Raw genomic sequence first — 16277 nt, forward strand, 5'->3', positions numbered from 1 at the left:
TGTCAAATCGTGAGATTAGTTTTTTGCATTTTTCGTATTCCTTTGAGAGGCCCTCGTTTGTCAGATCACCTGTTATCAGTATGGCATCGGGCTTTAGCGCGTTTACCTCGTCTACCACCTTGTCAAAAACAGATTCCTGAAACTGCGAGCCCACGTGAATGTCAGACAGCTGTACTATAATCACAAGTATGATGCGCAGATCACGGTAAATTAGTTTTGTGAAAAGGATGATTTTAAGAGTTAAATAATGATTCCCAGCTCAAATCACTAAATTGAGCAAAAAAGCAACAGTCATCAGGGGGGACGGAATTGGTCCCGAAGTTGTCGACTCGATGATCAGAGTTTTAAAAGAATGCAACATCCAGTCCGAATTAATTTTGGCAGACGCAGGATCTGAGCAGTGGCAGAAAAACGGCGAGAAGGACCCGACATACATTCCCGAGTCCACGATGAAACTTTTGGAAAGCACGGATGCGTGCTTCAAGGGCCCGACTACAACAATACCAAAGCCGGGCGCGCCAAGAAGCGTTGCAGTCACGCTACGGCAGAAATTTGAATTATACTCTAACATCAGGCCAATTAAGACATACAAGAGAATCACGCCAAACCACGACTTGGACTTTGTGTGCTTTAGGGAGGCAACAGAAGGACTCTACACGGGAATCGAAGTCCAGCTTACTGACGATGCGGCAATTGCAATTAGAAAAATAACAAGGCAGGGCTGCAGGCGATTTATTGGCGCAGCACTGGACTGGGCGCAGAAATATCACATGAAAAAATTTGTAGCAATAACCAAGCGAAACATACTCAAAATGACAGACGGAATATTCTGGGACGAGGTGCAAAGCGCAGGAGGGAAAATCCCAGGACTAGACATACAGGAGATCTACATCGACAACATGATGCAGCAGCTGGTGGTAAACCCCGAGCAGTTCAACGGCGCAGTCTTGGCAAGCACGAACCTGTTCATGGATATCGTCTCAGAGCTGGCATCTGGAATCATTGGCTCAATTGGATTGGTGTACTCGTCAAACATGGGCGACAGGTACGCGATGTTTGAGGCGGCGCACGGAAGCGCCCCGTCCTTTAAGGGACTAGGCAAGGTAAACCCGACTGCGTCCATTTTGTCAGGCGCGTGGATGGCAGAATACCTAGGAGAGCCGCACATCAAAGACGCAGTATTTGCAGCAACAGACCAAGTAATCAACGAGGGAAAGTCAGTCACGTTTGACATCGGCGGAAGCGCAACCACCGTACAAATGACAGATGCGATAATATCACTTGCAAAAGAAAAACTAAGAAGATAGTTTAACTGCCCTTACCACGATCAGTTCCTCAAAGAACAGCTGCTTTTTTGCAAGTATTCCAGCTGAGAACCCCATGGATTTTGTTTTCTCAATTAGTGCCCGATAGTTTGCAAGCGACGACGTGAGAAACAAGAGCCTGCCTTGAGGCTTTACGCGTGGCACCGCAGATGAGATTATTTCAAGCGGAACTACCAGTCCCTCCGGTCCGCCATCTACTGCTATGTCCTGGACTGAGTCAGACGGTAGGTACGGCAGATTGCAGATTACAAGGTCAAACTCTTTTCCCAGAGCGTCTGCTCCCTTGCAGCACACAGAGTTTTGGATTTTGTAGTCCTGGCTTTTTAGCGCAGAATAATTAATGTCAGTCCCGACCACGAATGAGAACTTTTCTTGCAGGATTTTTCCAAGGTAGCCAGAACCCGTGCCTATCTCAAGTGCAGAGTCGCCAGACTCGTCTGCGATGCAGTCTGCAAAAAAGAACGTGTCATCTGACGGAGCATACGTGTCATTGAGTGATTTGTTTTGCAATTTTTATGATTTCATCTCCAGATAATTCCTCCAGCCTTTTTGTGGACTGGACTGTTTGCCCAAATTTTTTCAAAATGTTCCCAAGCGTTTTTCGCCTGTATGAGAAAAGATGGTTTACTGTTTTTATCAGATCCTTTGAGAGGGTGTTTTTGTGTTCCAGGTACAGCACCACAGAATCTACCTTTGGCGGAGGATTAAAGTTGGACTTGCCCACGTCGATCATCCGTTCCATGTCAAAGGCGTGGTTTGCTATAACAGAGATAGAACGCATTTCATGCGAGGACTCGGAAAACAGCTTTTCGGCAAACTCCTTTTGCACCATTATGACTGCGCGGGAGAATTTTTTTTGAGCAAGCCACTCTATTGCCTTTCTGCTCTGCGAGTACGGCAAATTTGAGACAAACACGGTAAATTCCACATCTGACTTGAACCCGTCGCCGTGGACCAGTTCAAGGTTTGCTAAGTTTGAGAACTCTTCTTGCGCATCAGAATACAGCTCCGAGTCTGCCTCAACAGACATCACAGATTTTGCGCTGGCGCAGAGCAGGGGAGTCAGGATTCCGCGCCCGGTTCCGATTTCCAGGACCGTGTCGCTTTTTGTTATTTTGGCCGATTCTACTATTGACTTTGCGATGTTTTGTGATTGTAAAAAGTGCTGTCCCAGTCGCTGCCTTTTTTTCATCTCTTAACAAAGAGAGACACCTTTGACTCTCCTGTTATTTCATCTAGGATTCGCTCCGTGATGTGCTTGATTGGCTCCTTTAGTCCCACCCTGGTCTGCAGGTCGTTAAAGTCGGTGAACTTTTTCTTTTCCCGCTCTTCTAGAATGCTCTTCATGTACGTTTTTCCGATTCCAGGAATTAGTTCTAGTGCGTGTATTCTAGGGGTGAGTGGCTGCGCATTGTTTATGTAATCGACAAATCGCTTTTCGTTGTTTGTCACTATTGACTGGACTACGTTTTTGAGCTCGCTTTGCGCAGCTGCAGAAATTGAATTGTGATCTAATTTGCCAAGCACTGAGAGAATTTTCGTCCTTCCCTCCTTTCCGATGTAGATTCGCTCGCCAATCTCAAAGGACGTGTTTGGCATGCCGAGCACCTCTAGTAGTGTGAGTCGGTCTTCGCCAATTGCAGTGATTATGATTCCCTCCCTGCCCCGGACGGTAGTAGACCTGCCGCGCGTGACATAGTCTAGGACATATGCAAATTCTTCATACTTACGTGGTTGAATGGTACTCTTTTCCAAGGGAATTCACTTCTTGTATTAAGAGTTCCCCTTGAGAATGTTTAGGATTTTTTCTAGTGTCTCAGCAAGAATCAGTTTTTTCCAGCCAAACGTAAACGCTCGAAGCTCAGCCAAGGAGGTTGGCATGATGTTTACAATTTCTACTGCCTCTTCTTCTGTTAGACCGCATTCTTTTTTGAGTTCTTGCTTGATCTTCTTTGCTGCCTTTGCCTCTACTTTGGCAAACTTGGTAACATAATCATGAGTCCATCGCTGAATCTGATCCATCTTTTCAGCGTCTTCCTTTTCAAGAATTTCTTTTACTTCGGCAAGCGAAATAGGCTGACTTTTTTTTACTTGTTCCATTTACTTTACACCAAACGGTTTGATATGGTCTAATCTAGTGATTAAGGTTTTCGTCTTGTTCCCTAGTTTTACATCCATTGTGACTACCCTTCTGCTCACATCTGTGATCTTTCCCACCTTTCCGTGGTATCGCTTGTGAGGCATTGCCTTGTGCTGTCTTGGATCGATGATGACTAGTGCCTGTTCTCCGACATGGTATTCTCTCATTAGAAAAGAAACTCCACGTGGGGCATCCTTTGTCAAGACAGATCTGGACTTGTATCTAAAACCGTGAGAGTGGCCAGATGGCTTCTTTGTAGTCATAAAGAAATGGGTTGAAAGCCCTTATTTTAAGACTTACTCAGAATCTTCTGACTTTTTCTTCTTTTTTGTTTCGTCATCTGGGTCTGCAACGCCAGCTTCGGTAACTGTAAAGATTACCTCTTGCTCCGGATGATGAGGGCTGTCGACCATTCTCGCGATTCTCTTTTTGCCCGACTTTTTGAAGTAGACGCGGTAGGTGCTAGTGTGAGCCACTACGTTTCCTCCAATTGCTCGGATTGGGTCGCCAAAGAACACGTCTGGTGATGCCATGACTTGGTTTGTCGCAATTGCAGCACAGTTGTATGTCTCTGCAGTTCTGACAAGCAAGTGCACAAAGCGGTTTATTCTTTGCTGTCTGTCAGACAAGGTTCCCCTTCCGAGGTATTCTGATCTGAACAGTCCTACTGCGGAATCTGCTACGATTAGCTTTATGTTGTGTTGCTCTATGATTGGTCCTGCCTCTTCTAGGATCAGTGTTTGGTGAGCGCTGTTGTATGCTCTTGCAACGATGATGTTGTCAAGTACCTTTTCAGGGTCGAGTCCTTTTGCCTTTGCAATGGAAACGATTCTTTCAGGTCTGAAGGTGTTTTCAGTATCAATGTACAATACTCCGCCGCCAAGACCGCCTTCTTCTTTACTTTTTTGAACGTTAACGCACATTGTAAGACAGAACTGGGTCTTTCCTGAGCCAAATTCGCCATAGACTTCGGTTAGTGCTTGGGTTTCAACGCCTCCGTCAAATAGCATGTCAAGGCATTCTGTTCCAGTCGCTATTTTGCCAATGTCTAGCCTTCTTTTGTAAATCTCAGTTGCAGTCACAAAGTCCTTTGTGATCAGCCCTTGCTCAACCATTGTTTGTCTTGCTTTAGTTACAATTTTTTCTGCTGCTTCTCTGTCCATGCCAGTGACTTCGGAAACGTCCACCGGACCACGAACAATCAGATCCATAATATTGTGAATTCCCGCGTCACTTAGTTTTTTTGTCGTGACTGGGCCTACGCCGTCAAGACTATCTAATCTCATTTCATCTACCATACCGTATGGTACGGTACCATACCTAATTAAAGGTATTGGTATGTAAATTTTGTCAACAGCAGATCGAGATCAGCAAACTAGTCTCATGCATGTCATCTTGTTTCTATTTCGGGTACAAAATGGAGTTTGCAATCAAGATTCTTAAATCAAAGTGCATGAACTAAAAGCATGGCAAAAAAATTCTCATGCGGCGATGTCGTGGACGGATGCGCGTGGTCAGCTACGGCTAAAGACGAAACCGAGTTGTTCGAGAAGATATCAAAACACGCCAAGGATGCGCACAAAATGACCTCCATTCCAGACGAAGTGATACAAAAGGTCAAATCAAAAATAAAAGACGTCTAACTGCACCGTAACAAAGAGGACGGCCAGAGTTTTTGTGCAAAAAGTCGATTAATCATTTGTCACATCGTTTGGAATAAAAAATTAGTTAAAGGAATTATACTTTTCCTTCTATTCCTTCTCGATGTATCCAGTAATAGGCAATCTTGTTTGCGTCAATCCAGTAGGTTTCGGATGCGGCGTCAACCATGACTTCCTGTGTGGACTCGTTGAAAGTAACGTTGTGTTTGTGAAGCTCGATTTTGTCTCCATTGTCCAGTCGTATCATTACCTCGCCGTTTTTCTCAAGGGATTCTTTTAGTGCTTTGAAATTTGACATGATTACTTTTGGTATTTTTGATTATATTACCCCGGCGGTTAATTCTCATCTCTGATTCTATTGTTTTACCTGCATTCTGAATCGTCCACATTATCCCCAAGTCTTCGTTTTTGTAGAACTCTCCCTCCAAACAGATCAGAAATTGGGAATGTGTCTTAAAATCATCTGTGCATAAATTGGTTATTTCTCCAAGAATGCACGCAGCATCCAGGCCATCTTTTCATGATCTTCCATCAGCCCGGTAAGAAAGTCGGCAGTACCAGTGTCATGATGCTTTTTGTCGCATGCGTCGATGTCTTTTCTGAGGTTTCGTATTGTAGCCTCGTGGTCAGCTAGCAGATTTGAGATCATCACTTTTGCGTCAGGATACTTGGCAGGATGCTCTTTTAGCCTTGAGTTTTTTGAGAATTCCGCAAGCGTTGCAGTGGTCATTCCCCCAAGGGAGCGAATTCTTTCGGCAACTGCATCTATCGATGCATCTATTGCAGTATATTGTGATTCAAAGAACTTGTGCAGGTCGTTAAACTGCATGCCTGTGACGTTCCAGTGATAGTTTCTAGTCTTTGTGTAAAGCACGTATTGGTCTGCCAAAAGAGCATTTAGAATTTGATTTACGCCCTTTCTGTTGCTGTCAGATATTCCTATGTTAATTACCATGTTCCTAATGTATGATAACAGGATAAAAACATGATCCAGATTTCAAAATTTGAAATTATGAAAAATTAGGAGTTTAGACAGGGATTGTCTTTTTGTATTCTTGCCCACAGTTACCGCAGACTATGATAGTGTCAGATTTGGATTCTTTCAAAATTTCGCCGCAATTTTCGCATCTCATTGTACAGTATAGTACGCAGTCACCGCATTTAGTGCTTGTGATGCATTGTTCCTTGATTCAAGGCACAGGTAAAAACATAAAAAACAGAGCGTCAAATCCCAAGTCAGGCTATGACATTAGCCTTGGTCTAGCAGACCTAAACCGAGTCTGACTCTGATAATGTCTACCAAAACAAAGGAGAAAATGGTAGACATGAAAATAATCGAATTGGCATTTTTGGCGATAGGTGGAGTCGCAGGAACATTCCTAAGATACAAGATGATTTCGGTTCCGACATATCTTGGCGCATTGCAAGCTAACGTCCTTATGGTAAATGTGCTTGGCAGCTTCATTTTGGGCGCATTTGCAGTAATATCACAGCAGTGGAACCTTGACGGGAAATACGCGCTGTTGATTGCGTTTGGCTTTTGCGGGTCGCTTACCACAATGTCTGCAGTTGCGTTTGACACGCACGGTCTGCTAAACAACGCAAAGTACGGAATAATGGCATTAAACGCAGTGTTGAATTTGGGCTTGTCAGTTGCCGCAATATTTGGCGGAAAGGCCCTGTTCAACATAATATTTGGAAACAGTCCGGCCTGACTAGCCTTCTTCTACCTGCTCATCTGCCTGCACGTCTTCGTCATAACTTTCGTCCAGGTATTCTGCTTCCTTTTGGGATTCCTCTGACAATGCAGTATACCGGTACACCCAAGCAATAAGGATGCTTTTGAAAATCGCATCAAAAAAATAGATAGGAGTTTTACATCAGGCCTATGCAAACGAGTCCAGTATCCGGTTATCCTTTTCTTCTATTTTCTTATGCCTCTGTTGATTGTGTACTTCCAGTCCCTGTTGGGAAAAGAACATGATTTTACATTCATGGCAAATGCACGACATGGAATTATTCCGGGCAGATTCGATAAAACGGAATTGATTGAATATCCATTCACCCAGAATTGATGATCGAAAGTTGGGGATTTGCACGTCCCAACTTCCGACCAAATGGGTAAACTACCCGAATGACTCCTCGGATTACACCAATAGCACTCCAAACAATATAACATGCGCGTAGAAATCATACTATGAAAAAATTTGCGAAACTTAAGACCAACGCCGTGTGAAACGTAGCATTTGGTGACAGCTTCGCCGATTATGCTACCACTCCACAGTAGGTAAACCGTTGTGTGTTTGATTTGCACAATTACGTAATTCTAGCAAAACGGGTTGAAAATTTTTAATTGAAAATTAGATTTTTTACAGAAATTAAACGATTATCGTTTTCTCTTTCTTTGTCCTGGCTTGTTTTGTCCAGGGGTCCTGTGTAGGGTGAATCTCTTTTTAAAATTGCTCTTGTTTCTCAGACTCGATGAGAGGCTGATCCTTTTGCGGCCTTCGACTTTTGGTGTCTGGCCTCGGACTTTTCCAGCTTTAGTAATCGATCCGTGTGTTGGCATGTTTTAGAATGGATTCTGCTTTGAATTTATGTGTTTACCAATATTTTGCCTTGATAGTATCAATTACCTTTGAGTGCTCTCCGCCCTTCTTTCTTGCATATTTTTCCATTGCTCCAAGCGGGACTCCTCCAAGGGTTCTTGCAATCATGTTAAAGAAGCTCTTTTGTACAGAGTTGGTGCTTCCAGTCTTTGTCATGAACTTCTGGATTCCATACTTGAAGTTGTGCTGCCATGTCTTGTACATCACGCCAAGCTGAGCAGGGTCCATCTCGTTTCCAATGTTAAAGAACTCTGATTTTTCTAGCAATCCAATTGGTACAAACGTGAGCGGGGTTACAGTAAACATTGCGTCAGGTTGCTCTCTTTCTAGTTCTGATATGAGCGATATTGTTTCCCACGAGTCCTCAGGGGTCTCGTCGTTGTCCAGCCCCATGATTAGCGTAAATGCCGGAACCCAATAGTTCTCGTTTAGAGTTTTTACTCCTTCCTTTACAACCCAGTGCCATTCCTCTGGCTTGTACGGGGCAAGCTTTCTGTCGGCATATTTTCCAATAAGCCTGAGGCTGCCGGTTTCAAATCCGCACTGGATTCCAGTTAGGTTTGTAGGTCCTGACTTGATTATTCTTGACAGATTTGGAATTAGTTTTTCATCGGCTATTGCACCTGCCAAAGTTCCGTGTGTCGGGTTTGTGTGGCGTATTCCAGTTGACATTACTGCGGTGAATAATTCCTCGAGTGCCTCCCTGTTTGGCTCCATCTGCTTGTTGGTCCTAGGATCCATTCCGTAGACGAAAATGTCGTCGCTGTGAATCCACGCGTTTCTCAGCCCGCCCTTTTTGATGTTGACCTCGATTTCCTGCTTTACCTTTTCAGGCGAATAATATCTCAAAGAGCGCAATGTAACATCGCAGAACTTGCATCCGCGTCCGCAACCTCGCATCACCTCAATCATTCCGTGCATGCTTGGCTCCACAATGTTGGGGATGTCTTCTAGTTCAGGCCTGTCCCAAAAGTTCACAAATCTTCCGTGGTATGTTTTGTCATCGCGTTTGAATTCCTTGATGTCCACTTTGAAATCGGCTTTCTTTCTAAACGGGTCCATGTTGTCAAATTCGTTGTTAATCAGATAATCAAAGAAACGTCCTGCGTGGCCGTCAATTTCTGGCGCAATTCCGCCAAGCTCGCCTTCCAGTATTGCATACAGGCCGTACTCTTCTATCTTTGCAGGATCATAGTTGTACTGCCATGTGCCAGATGCACCTGCTATTACTCGGGCCTTGCTTCCGTTCTTTTTCTTTGCCTCGTTAATTTTCATATGAAGGTCCCTGTTGTAAAATTCGTCATACGACATTTGCTTTCTGCCATACGTGAAAGTCATTGTAACAGGTCCCATTCCGAGCGGGTCCATTTCGTATGTTCCCACCACTTCGGTTTCAGGTCCGATGAACTGGTCCACGTAATCTGGGTGTGCCACAACTACGTCTTCGCGCTTGTAGCCATCACGCAAAAGTCCGGCCTCCACTTTACGCAGCCCGTATGGTGCGTAGTTTGCAACTCCGTTTGTGTGAGGTATTGGTTTACAAATAAAATCAAACAGAACCCTTGGTGTTACTTGGTCTTTTAGAACCTTGTACCAAAAGCTCTTCTTGTCCCGGTTTGGGTCAATTGCTGGCGCGCATCCAAAGAATGTAGCAAGCGATATCCCACGATAATTCGACATCAGTGTTCGATCGGCAGTTAATACGATCTTCGGGTGACCCATATCTCTCTTAGCGAATTCAATTCTCATCAATTTTAAACCTTTAGGTATGATCAGGCTCCAGATTGTCAGTTTGGGGGTGGCTCTAAGAGTCTGACTAGTAGTTTTCCAATATTCCGGCCTTGCTTCTGTGGGTGTGTCCAAACTCTTTGCTTTTTGCAAGAAACGTTCCATCAAATACGGTTCCGTCATGGCACACAAGGACATCGTCCATGCAGCAGCTGCCGCACATCCCAATTCCGCACTTCATCATCCTCTCAAGGCTTGCCTCAACAAACGTGTTCTTTGAGTTTGCCATTTGCACAACCTTGTGCATCATTATCTCAGGGCCGCAGGTGTAAACGGCGTCAAACTTTGTTTCCCCAATTAGTTTTTCCATCACATCGGTGACAAATCCCTTTTGCCCGTACGAGCCGTCTTCTGTGCACGCAATGACATGGTGTTTGTTTTTTTCCAGAATCTTGTTTGCCATGTCTTCGAAGAACACCTCGTCTTTTGTCTTTGAGCCCATCAGAACTGTCACCTCGTTTTCAGGCTTTGCAAACTTGGCAAGTCGCATCAACGGGACAAGTCCCGTGCCGCCGCCAACTAGGAGTATTTTTCCGCCCTTTATGGTAAACGCGTTCCCGTATGGGCCCCTGACTCCAATTTGGCTGCCCACCTTCAAGTCATAGAGCGCAGTGGACGAGGCCCCGCGCTTTCTAACTGTAAATGCGGCCTTGCCCTTTTCTTCTGTAACCATCACACTCATCGGCAGTTCGTTTACCCCCGGAATCCACACCATTGCAAACTGGCCGGGCAAAACATTTGACAGTGAATCATCTGAGAAGACAAGCGTCCTCACAGTAGGCGTTTCGTCTATTATTTTTTCAATTACCCTAATTGATGACCGGTTAGAAATTTCTTGCAAGTCCCACCATTTCCTGAATTTTTGAAAACCCCTTTCTTTTCATGTAATTTGCAATCCCGTCGTTTACCTCGGAGAAGACGTCAATCCACCTGTCCCCCACCGCGCTTCCTATCTGGACTGCGGACGCGCCAGCCAGGATGAACTCGACTGCGTCCTCCCAGGTCGACACCCCTCCGCACCCAATCACGGGAATGTTGTACTTTGAGGAAATCTCGTATACGCACCTTACCGCGACTGGCTTTATTGCGGGGCCTGACAGCCCGCCAATCTTGTGGCTCAAGAGAGGCCTTTGCGTTTCAACGTCGATTCCCATTGCGCGAATCGTGTTGATTGCGGTAATGGCATCTGTCCCGCCGTCCATTGCGGCCTTTACAGTATCAAGATAGTTCGTGGTGCCAAGTCCCACCTTTGAAATCACCGGCACCTTTGTCATTGATTTTACCTTTCTTACTATTTTTGTGACAAGGCTCGGGTCGTCCCCCACCTCAAGGCCGACTTTTTCCACGTGCGGGCACGACAGGTTTAGCTCATACGCAACCACATGCACGCCCTCAAACTGTCTTACCATAAACTCAAAGTCTTCTTCGACGGAGCCGACAAGGCTCACTACGATTGGGACTGTTTTGTTTTGGGAGATCATTTTTGCAAAGTACGGGGCCCCCGGATTTGAGAGGCCGACTGCGTTGAGGTATCCGCCCTTTATCCCCACAATTGTCGGGTTTGGGTACCCCTCCCACGGCTCTTTGGAAAGCGACTTTGTGACCACGGCACCTGCGCCGCTTTGATAAATTCTAGAAAACACCTCAAGTGATATGCCAAGGATTCCCGACGCTAGCATTGTCGGCCGCTCAAGCCTCAACGTTCCTATCGTAGTGGAAAGATCAGGACTCACTTGATTGACTTTATTTTATTGTCTTATAACGGTTAATGCGCACGCAAACATTTGGTACCTTTTTTAATGAGAAGATGAAAGAGTGCTCATGCATTTTGTCATGTTAACTGAGCTTGGCATTTTGGTTCTAGAAAATGAAAAGCCCGTAAAATCATTTCCATTTGACAACCCGGCAGCGGACTTTATCAAGATGAGGGCAGGCCAAATCGGCTCAAAGGCAATAATTGACTTTTTAAGAAAATCAAATCTCGGAGTCGGCGTAAACGAGGAGCCGCTCTTGAAAATTCTCAAAAAAGAGGGAATCGATGCGCAGCTGATGAGCGAGGCGGAGATCGAGAAGATCCAGTCGTCAAAGCTTGCAATCATGATCGAGGCAGGCCTTGCAAAAAACCAGGGCGAACTCATGGCAAAGCTACGAGACTTTGCATTACAATTATCGTCTGCAAAGGTAACGGAAATCTCCCAGAGCCCGGACCTGCACATCATCCAGGGGATAAAGGCACTTGACGAAATAGACGTGATGATGAACGGCCTCTCATCGAGACTTCGCGAATGGTACGGCTTGCACTTTCCAGAGCTTGACAACATCATAGACAGCATCAACGGATATGCGCAAATAGTGATGGCAGGAAGAAGAGAGGATCTCTCAAGAAAGGTCTACGAGGACGCAGGATTCCCGGAAAACAAAGTAGAGATGCTATCAGTAATCCAGGGAAAGAGCAGGGGAGGCGACATAACCAAAGAAAACATGACAATAGTCCAGGCCATTGCAAAGCAAATCCTTGACATGACCAAGGTCAGAAAGGACATAGAGGCCCACGTTGAAAACGAAATGAAGACAATTGCTCCAAACTTGGGGGCAATCCTTGGGACGGCAGTCGGCGCTCGAGTCCTTGCAAAGGCAGGAAGCCTCAAGAAACTTGCATCGATGCCGGCAAGTACTATTCAGATAATGGGTGCAGAAAAGGCGCTGTTCAGGGCACTAAAGACCGGGACTGCGCCGCCAAAGCACGGAATACTTTTCCAGCACCCAATAGTTCACGCAGCCCCCAGATGGCAACGAGGAAAGATGGCGCGCGCAATAGCGGCAAAGGCAGCAATTGCGGCACGGGTAGACATGTACGGTGCAGGCCTAAACCAGACGCTTCTTGAAAAGCTAAATGTCCGCGTCACAGAAATCGGCGACAAGTACAAAGAGCCGGTGGAAAGACCGCAGCAGCAGTACCAGAGGTTTGACGACAGGCCAAGGGGCGGAGGATACGGTTCAAGAGGCCCACGCCGTGACTTTAGAGGCGGAGGCGGCAGAGACTTTAGGTCAGGCGGAGGAAGGGACTTCAGGGGCGGAGGCGGCAGAGACTCCAGGCCTGGCGGAAACAAGAGAAAACGATTTGGTAGAAGAAAGTGAGTCTGTTTTTTGGCTCAAATCTGAAGGGCAAAAAAGACTGGCAACAATAAACTATGTTGAGGGAAACCAAGTTTACGGCGAGAAGCTGATCAAAAAAGGCGGGGATGAATACAGAATTTGGGATCCTTTCCGAAGCAAGCTTGCAGCTGCGCTCACAATAGGTCTTGAAATATTTCCAATAAAATCAGGGACCAAGGTTTTGTACCTTGGCGCGTCAACTGGGACTACAGTAAGCCACATCTCTGACATAGTAGGGTACAACGGAATTGTTTTTGCAGTGGAGCACGCAAGCAGGGTTGCGAGGGACTTTTTGGACAGGGTTGCAAGCTTTAGGCCAAATGTTGTTCCAATACTCCAGGACGCAAGGCAGCCAAAGAACTATTTTTCAATATTCGGCAAGGTCGATGTAGTCTATGCAGACATAGCCCAGCCAGACCAGACGGAAATCACCATAACAAACTGCAAGATGTACCTAAAGGAGGGAGGGTACCTATTTCTGGTAATCAAGACCCGCAGCATCGATGTAACGCGTGCGCCAAAGAAAATAATCGAGGACGAGATAAAAAAACTAGAGCCGAACTTTACGTTCATACAAAACATTGACCTTGAGCCATACGACAAGGACCATGCGCTAGTTGTCGCAAAGTATCTTGGAAAGGACTAGCTGGACAGTATCACTTTGACTGGGGCCCAGCTCTTGCGGACAAACGCAGGCATTTGCCCGTGTGCCAAAAACCAGTCCCTCACGAACCTGACTGTCCTGTCATCAGACGGATAGCCGCTGCCAACTGAGTACAGCTTGTTTATTTTTTCAATTGCCCTGTCCCGAGTCACCTTGGCAACAATCGATGCGGCAGACACCACCACGAACTTGTTGTCCGCATGATGGTACGACCTTACCTTCCCTGTCTTGCTCATCTTTGTGATTTCTTTTCCAAACCTGACAGGGTTTACGTCGCAAGAGTCAACGTATGACACGGACGGTCCGAGTTTTTTTATCACCTTTGCCATGTGTACGGCCTCAAGGTGGTTCAGCTGGTGCCTTGCGACTGAGTCATCGATTGCCTTTGGGGTTGCCTTTGATATCGCATAGTCGTCTACCAGACCGGTTATTTTCTTGTAAAGGTACGCCCTTGCAGACGGAGTCAGTTTTTTGGAATCCCGGACGCCAAGATGTGTAAGCTCGTCAACTTTTGATTTCTCAATTGAAATTCCTGCAACGACAAGCGGCCCAATCATTGATCCCCTTCCTGCCTCGTCGACTCCGCAAACAAGCATGTTTGAGAGAAGACAATTTTGTGTATAAACAGTATTAGGTCGAATATACTTTACAGCATAGAACTAGACATGAATGCACCTAATGCCAGATCGCATCTAGTTCTGATAATACGAATCCCAAGATGCCTTACGGCATTAATTTAATCGAGAATGCCATTATTCCGCAAATAGTTTACCGAAGTGACAAATTCGGCATCGCTTATTTTGTTGTCCAGCCACCACGAAATTACATTGGAAAACCAAGGAGGCGCATCCAATGATTCGTTTTGTTCAGAAATGAGGCTAAGGTTTTGCAATTCATTTAGGACTTGGTTCACGCTGTCGTCTGGGGATAGCATTTGTTGAACGACTTGTTCTTTTATCGCTTCCACCTCATGAATGCCGTCTTGGATAGCATCTGATTCAGGAATATCGGAATTTGTGTAAACGGTGTCTTGCGTGTCGCCCGTATTTTCCAGCTTGCCTGCAAACCCGTCAATAACCAAGTCGCTTGAATCAAATTGCAATTCAGTAAAAGAATTTGCCCCGATCTGAGACTGCAGTTCGGGGTGCGCTGAAAGCAGCACGGCGATCAGTCCTGCCACGTATGCGGCAGACGAAGATGTTCCATAGAAAGGCTTTTGCCCCAAACTGCTAACAACAAATCCGTCAGGGGACAGTATTTGTGGAACGTTCAAGCCGTTATCGGTCGGACCAATCGAGCTGTACGGCATGCTTGCCGAGTTTCCAAGCGCGCCAACCACGATTGCTCCCCTTGCATCAGTCGGAGTGCCAACACTTTGTTCTGGATTTACATATTCTAGTTTGTCATAGATGCTAAAGATCTCCAATTTGGCATCCTGGTAAATCTGGCCAAAATGCGATATGCCAATTGAATAAGAACCGACTTCTGTTGGAATGTAGCTCAAATATTCAAGGGACTCGTCATCAGCGGTGCTTTGTGTATTTGATGAATAATCAACGATATGTCCTGTCGAATTTGTCAGAGTTAGATCAAAGTCAGAGACGCCGCCCAGATTTTTCCATTTCAGATATGCCAGTATGGGTTTTTTTTCTAACAGTCTGATCTCATCTACGTAAATTGTCATCCCCTCGTCATCGGCTACAAATTCATTCCAGCTGTTTTGATCAGAATCAGTAAAAGTTCCCTGCCAGTGTTTCTCAGCATAGTTGCCAGACGGGACAATTACAGTAATTCCAGACTTTATCGCATCCTCAACTTTTTGCGTTACGATGCTTTTTCCATCCGTGATATAATTTACCCAGGTAAACGAGACAACTATGATGTTAACTTTTTTTGATATTGCATAATCTATCGCGTCAAGAAATTCAATTTCGTTTCCAGCAGTCACCAAGTGCAGTTTGGTGTTCGTCGCCAAATTCGTAATAATCTCTGCCATCGCAGTGCCATGAACGTACTCATCTCCCAGTCCCTTCACACCATCAGAGTATTCGAATATTTTTCTAAACGAGACGCTTTCAACAACACTGCCACTGATTTTTGGGTTTTTATCATCAAACCCAAGATCAATTATTGCAACGGAGGCGGAACTGTCAGAGGTATTGTTTTGTGGCGTATTTTGAATAAAAACAGAATCTTCGAGAATCCTTCCGTTAATCACGATATCTCTGTTCGGTATCGCAATAAACGGAGACTTGATTTTTTGTAGCTCCGTAAAAGACGAAATGTCCTGAATTTTGTCCATGCTGATAATAATTTGAGCCTTATTTCCTTTGGATATTTCAACTTCGGCTATGTTTTTAATTTTATTTAGTAATTCATCATTTAGATTGTCAAACTCTGCAATGAGTCGTACTTTTCCATCATGATAGTCCAGGGCATTTTTTTCTGCCTGTTTTTCAGGATGCTGGTTTTTTGTCAGTTCTAAGATTTTAGAATCAATGTTTTTCTTTTCTGGTTTTTTCGGCTTAGAGACGTCTGAAAATCTTTCATTTTTTGAGTTTTTCTTGTCATTTTTTGAATTGTCATTTGCATCGTTCTTGTCTTTGCTGTCCTGGCTTTGAGAGTTGGAATTGTCTTGTGAGTTATTCTGGGAGTTGGAGTTGCTGTCCTGGCTTTGAGAGTTGGAATTGTTTGAGTTGTCTTGTGAGTCATTCTGGGAGTTGGAGTTGCTGTCCGGGCTTTGAGAATTGGAATTGTTTGAGTTGTCTTGTGAGTCATTCTGGGAGTTGGAGTTGCTGTCCGGCTTGAGATGATGATGATGATGATGATGATGATGATGATGATGATGAATTGGAATTGGAATTCCCAGATGCGGCATATATTTCTGATTGGACGTTAAAACCAAATAGGGAAATCAGAGTTATGATAATTACA

20 protein-coding genes and 1 riboswitch are annotated in these 16277 nt (G+C 45.1%); of the genes, 5 read left to right on the top strand and 15 right to left on the bottom strand.

Going from position 1 to position 16277, the window contains the following annotated elements; translation table 11 throughout:
* On the bottom strand, positions 1-184 hold a 184-nt coding region (locus NKMY2_RS09630), incomplete at its 3' end, for a metallophosphoesterase (protein ID WP_042687801.1).
* An 88-nt stretch (positions 185-272) separates the two neighbouring features.
* On the opposite strand from NKMY2_RS09630, the gene NKMY2_RS09635 reads away from it, so the two are divergent.
* Entirely contained in the window at positions 273-1307 is a 1035-nt protein-coding gene (locus tag NKMY2_RS09635) for an isocitrate/isopropylmalate dehydrogenase family protein (RefSeq protein ID WP_042687804.1), read from the top strand.
* Here the strand turns inward: NKMY2_RS09635 and NKMY2_RS09640 are convergent.
* From NKMY2_RS09640 to radA, 6 genes are read right to left on the bottom strand one after another with little or no spacing between them, the layout of a single operon-like run.
* The gene (locus tag NKMY2_RS09640; protein WP_042687806.1) at positions 1296-1835 is read right to left on the bottom strand and encodes a HemK2/MTQ2 family protein methyltransferase; all 540 of its coding nucleotides are present in this window, start codon (positions 1833-1835) and stop codon (positions 1296-1298) included. The two genes, NKMY2_RS09635 and NKMY2_RS09640, sit on opposite strands and share 12 nt — an antisense overlap.
* On the bottom strand, positions 1813-2517 hold the full coding sequence (gene rsmA / locus NKMY2_RS09645) for a 16S rRNA (adenine(1518)-N(6)/adenine(1519)-N(6))-dimethyltransferase RsmA (protein ID WP_042687808.1): 705 nt from the start codon (positions 2515-2517) through the stop codon (positions 1813-1815). Before rsmA ends, NKMY2_RS09640 begins: the two co-directional genes overlap by 23 nt.
* The gene (locus NKMY2_RS09650) at positions 2514-3080 is read right to left on the bottom strand and encodes a DUF655 domain-containing protein (RefSeq protein WP_042687811.1); all 567 of its coding nucleotides are present in this window, start codon (positions 3078-3080) and stop codon (positions 2514-2516) included. The genes rsmA and NKMY2_RS09650 overlap by 4 nt, the downstream gene beginning before the upstream one ends.
* Before the next feature lie 18 nt (positions 3081-3098).
* Positions 3099-3425, bottom strand: a complete 327-nt coding sequence (locus NKMY2_RS09655; protein ID WP_042687813.1) for an RNA polymerase Rpb4 — start codon at positions 3423-3425, stop codon at positions 3099-3101.
* Positions 3426-3728 carry a 50S ribosomal protein L21 gene (locus NKMY2_RS09660; protein ID WP_042687815.1) on the bottom strand — a complete coding sequence of 101 codons (303 nt, stop codon included), beginning with the start codon at positions 3726-3728 and terminating at the stop codon, positions 3426-3428. It abuts the gene before it with no gap.
* Between the two features lie 33 nt (positions 3729-3761).
* Entirely contained in the window at positions 3762-4763 is a 1002-nt protein-coding gene (gene radA / locus NKMY2_RS09665; protein ID WP_042687818.1) for a DNA repair and recombination protein RadA, read from the bottom strand.
* A gap of 168 nt (positions 4764-4931) precedes the next feature.
* Here radA and NKMY2_RS10585 point away from each other — a divergent pair, with 168 nt between their 5' ends.
* Positions 4932-5108 carry a DUF1059 domain-containing protein gene (locus NKMY2_RS10585; RefSeq protein ID WP_076613430.1) on the top strand — a complete coding sequence of 59 codons (177 nt, stop codon included), beginning with the start codon at positions 4932-4934 and terminating at the stop codon, positions 5106-5108.
* Positions 5109-5202: 94 nt separating this feature from the next.
* Here the strand turns inward: NKMY2_RS10585 and NKMY2_RS09670 are convergent, their stop codons facing one another.
* Together NKMY2_RS09670 and NKMY2_RS09675 are read right to left on the bottom strand one after the other, a co-directional pair.
* Positions 5203-5424: a hypothetical protein gene (locus NKMY2_RS09670; protein WP_042687820.1), complete on the bottom strand. Its 222-nt coding sequence runs from the start codon at positions 5422-5424 to the stop codon at positions 5203-5205.
* A 180-nt stretch (positions 5425-5604) separates the two neighbouring features.
* The gene (locus NKMY2_RS09675) at positions 5605-6081 is read right to left on the bottom strand and encodes a Dps family protein (RefSeq protein ID WP_042687823.1); all 477 of its coding nucleotides are present in this window, start codon (positions 6079-6081) and stop codon (positions 5605-5607) included.
* A gap of 275 nt (positions 6082-6356) precedes the next feature.
* A riboswitch (Fluoride riboswitch) is annotated at positions 6357-6432 on the top strand.
* On the opposite strand from NKMY2_RS09675, the gene NKMY2_RS09685 reads away from it, so the two are divergent.
* Positions 6419-6841: a fluoride efflux transporter FluC gene (locus NKMY2_RS09685; RefSeq protein ID WP_238549825.1), complete on the top strand. Its 423-nt coding sequence runs from the start codon at positions 6419-6421 to the stop codon at positions 6839-6841. (Overlaps the previous riboswitch by 14 nt.)
* A 671-nt stretch (positions 6842-7512) precedes the next feature.
* Here NKMY2_RS09685 and NKMY2_RS10590 read toward each other — a convergent pair.
* From NKMY2_RS10590 to NKMY2_RS09700, 4 genes are all read right to left on the bottom strand, one after another.
* Positions 7513-7695 carry a 30S ribosomal protein S30e gene (locus tag NKMY2_RS10590; RefSeq protein WP_076613431.1) on the bottom strand — a complete coding sequence of 61 codons (183 nt, stop codon included), beginning with the start codon at positions 7693-7695 and terminating at the stop codon, positions 7513-7515.
* A 34-nt stretch (positions 7696-7729) separates the two neighbouring features.
* Positions 7730-9457: a B12-binding domain-containing radical SAM protein gene (locus tag NKMY2_RS09690; RefSeq protein WP_042687829.1), complete on the bottom strand. Its 1728-nt coding sequence runs from the start codon at positions 9455-9457 to the stop codon at positions 7730-7732.
* A 94-nt stretch (positions 9458-9551) separates the two neighbouring features.
* Positions 9552-10364, bottom strand: coding sequence for a dihydroorotate dehydrogenase electron transfer subunit (locus tag NKMY2_RS09695; RefSeq protein ID WP_042687831.1), 813 nt, complete (start codon positions 10362-10364; stop codon positions 9552-9554).
* Positions 10348-11256 carry a dihydroorotate dehydrogenase gene (locus NKMY2_RS09700; RefSeq protein WP_042687834.1) on the bottom strand — a complete coding sequence of 303 codons (909 nt, stop codon included), beginning with the start codon at positions 11254-11256 and terminating at the stop codon, positions 10348-10350. The genes NKMY2_RS09695 and NKMY2_RS09700 overlap by 17 nt, the downstream gene beginning before the upstream one ends.
* An 88-nt stretch (positions 11257-11344) precedes the next feature.
* On the opposite strand from NKMY2_RS09700, the gene NKMY2_RS09705 reads away from it, so the two are divergent.
* Entirely contained in the window at positions 11345-12661 is a 1317-nt protein-coding gene (locus tag NKMY2_RS09705; protein ID WP_042687836.1) for an NOP5/NOP56 family protein, read from the top strand.
* Entirely contained in the window at positions 12645-13325 is a 681-nt protein-coding gene (locus tag NKMY2_RS09710; RefSeq protein WP_042687839.1) for a fibrillarin-like rRNA/tRNA 2'-O-methyltransferase, read from the top strand. The genes NKMY2_RS09705 and NKMY2_RS09710 overlap by 17 nt, the downstream gene beginning before the upstream one ends.
* Here NKMY2_RS09710 and rnhB read toward each other — a convergent pair.
* Together rnhB and NKMY2_RS10415 are read right to left on the bottom strand one after the other, a co-directional pair.
* The gene (rnhB, locus tag NKMY2_RS09715) at positions 13322-13939 is read right to left on the bottom strand and encodes a ribonuclease HII (RefSeq protein WP_042687841.1); all 618 of its coding nucleotides are present in this window, start codon (positions 13937-13939) and stop codon (positions 13322-13324) included. The genes NKMY2_RS09710 and rnhB overlap by 4 nt on opposite strands.
* A gap of 140 nt (positions 13940-14079) precedes the next feature.
* A complete protein-coding gene (locus NKMY2_RS10415; protein WP_052347788.1) occupies positions 14080-16221 on the bottom strand; it encodes a S8 family serine peptidase in 2142 nt (713 codons plus the stop codon).
* Positions 16222-16277: the final 56 nt, after the last annotated feature.

Source organism: Candidatus Nitrosotenuis chungbukensis, assembly GCF_000685395.1.
Lineage (GTDB): Archaea > Thermoproteota > Nitrososphaeria > Nitrososphaerales > Nitrosopumilaceae > Nitrosotenuis > Nitrosotenuis chungbukensis.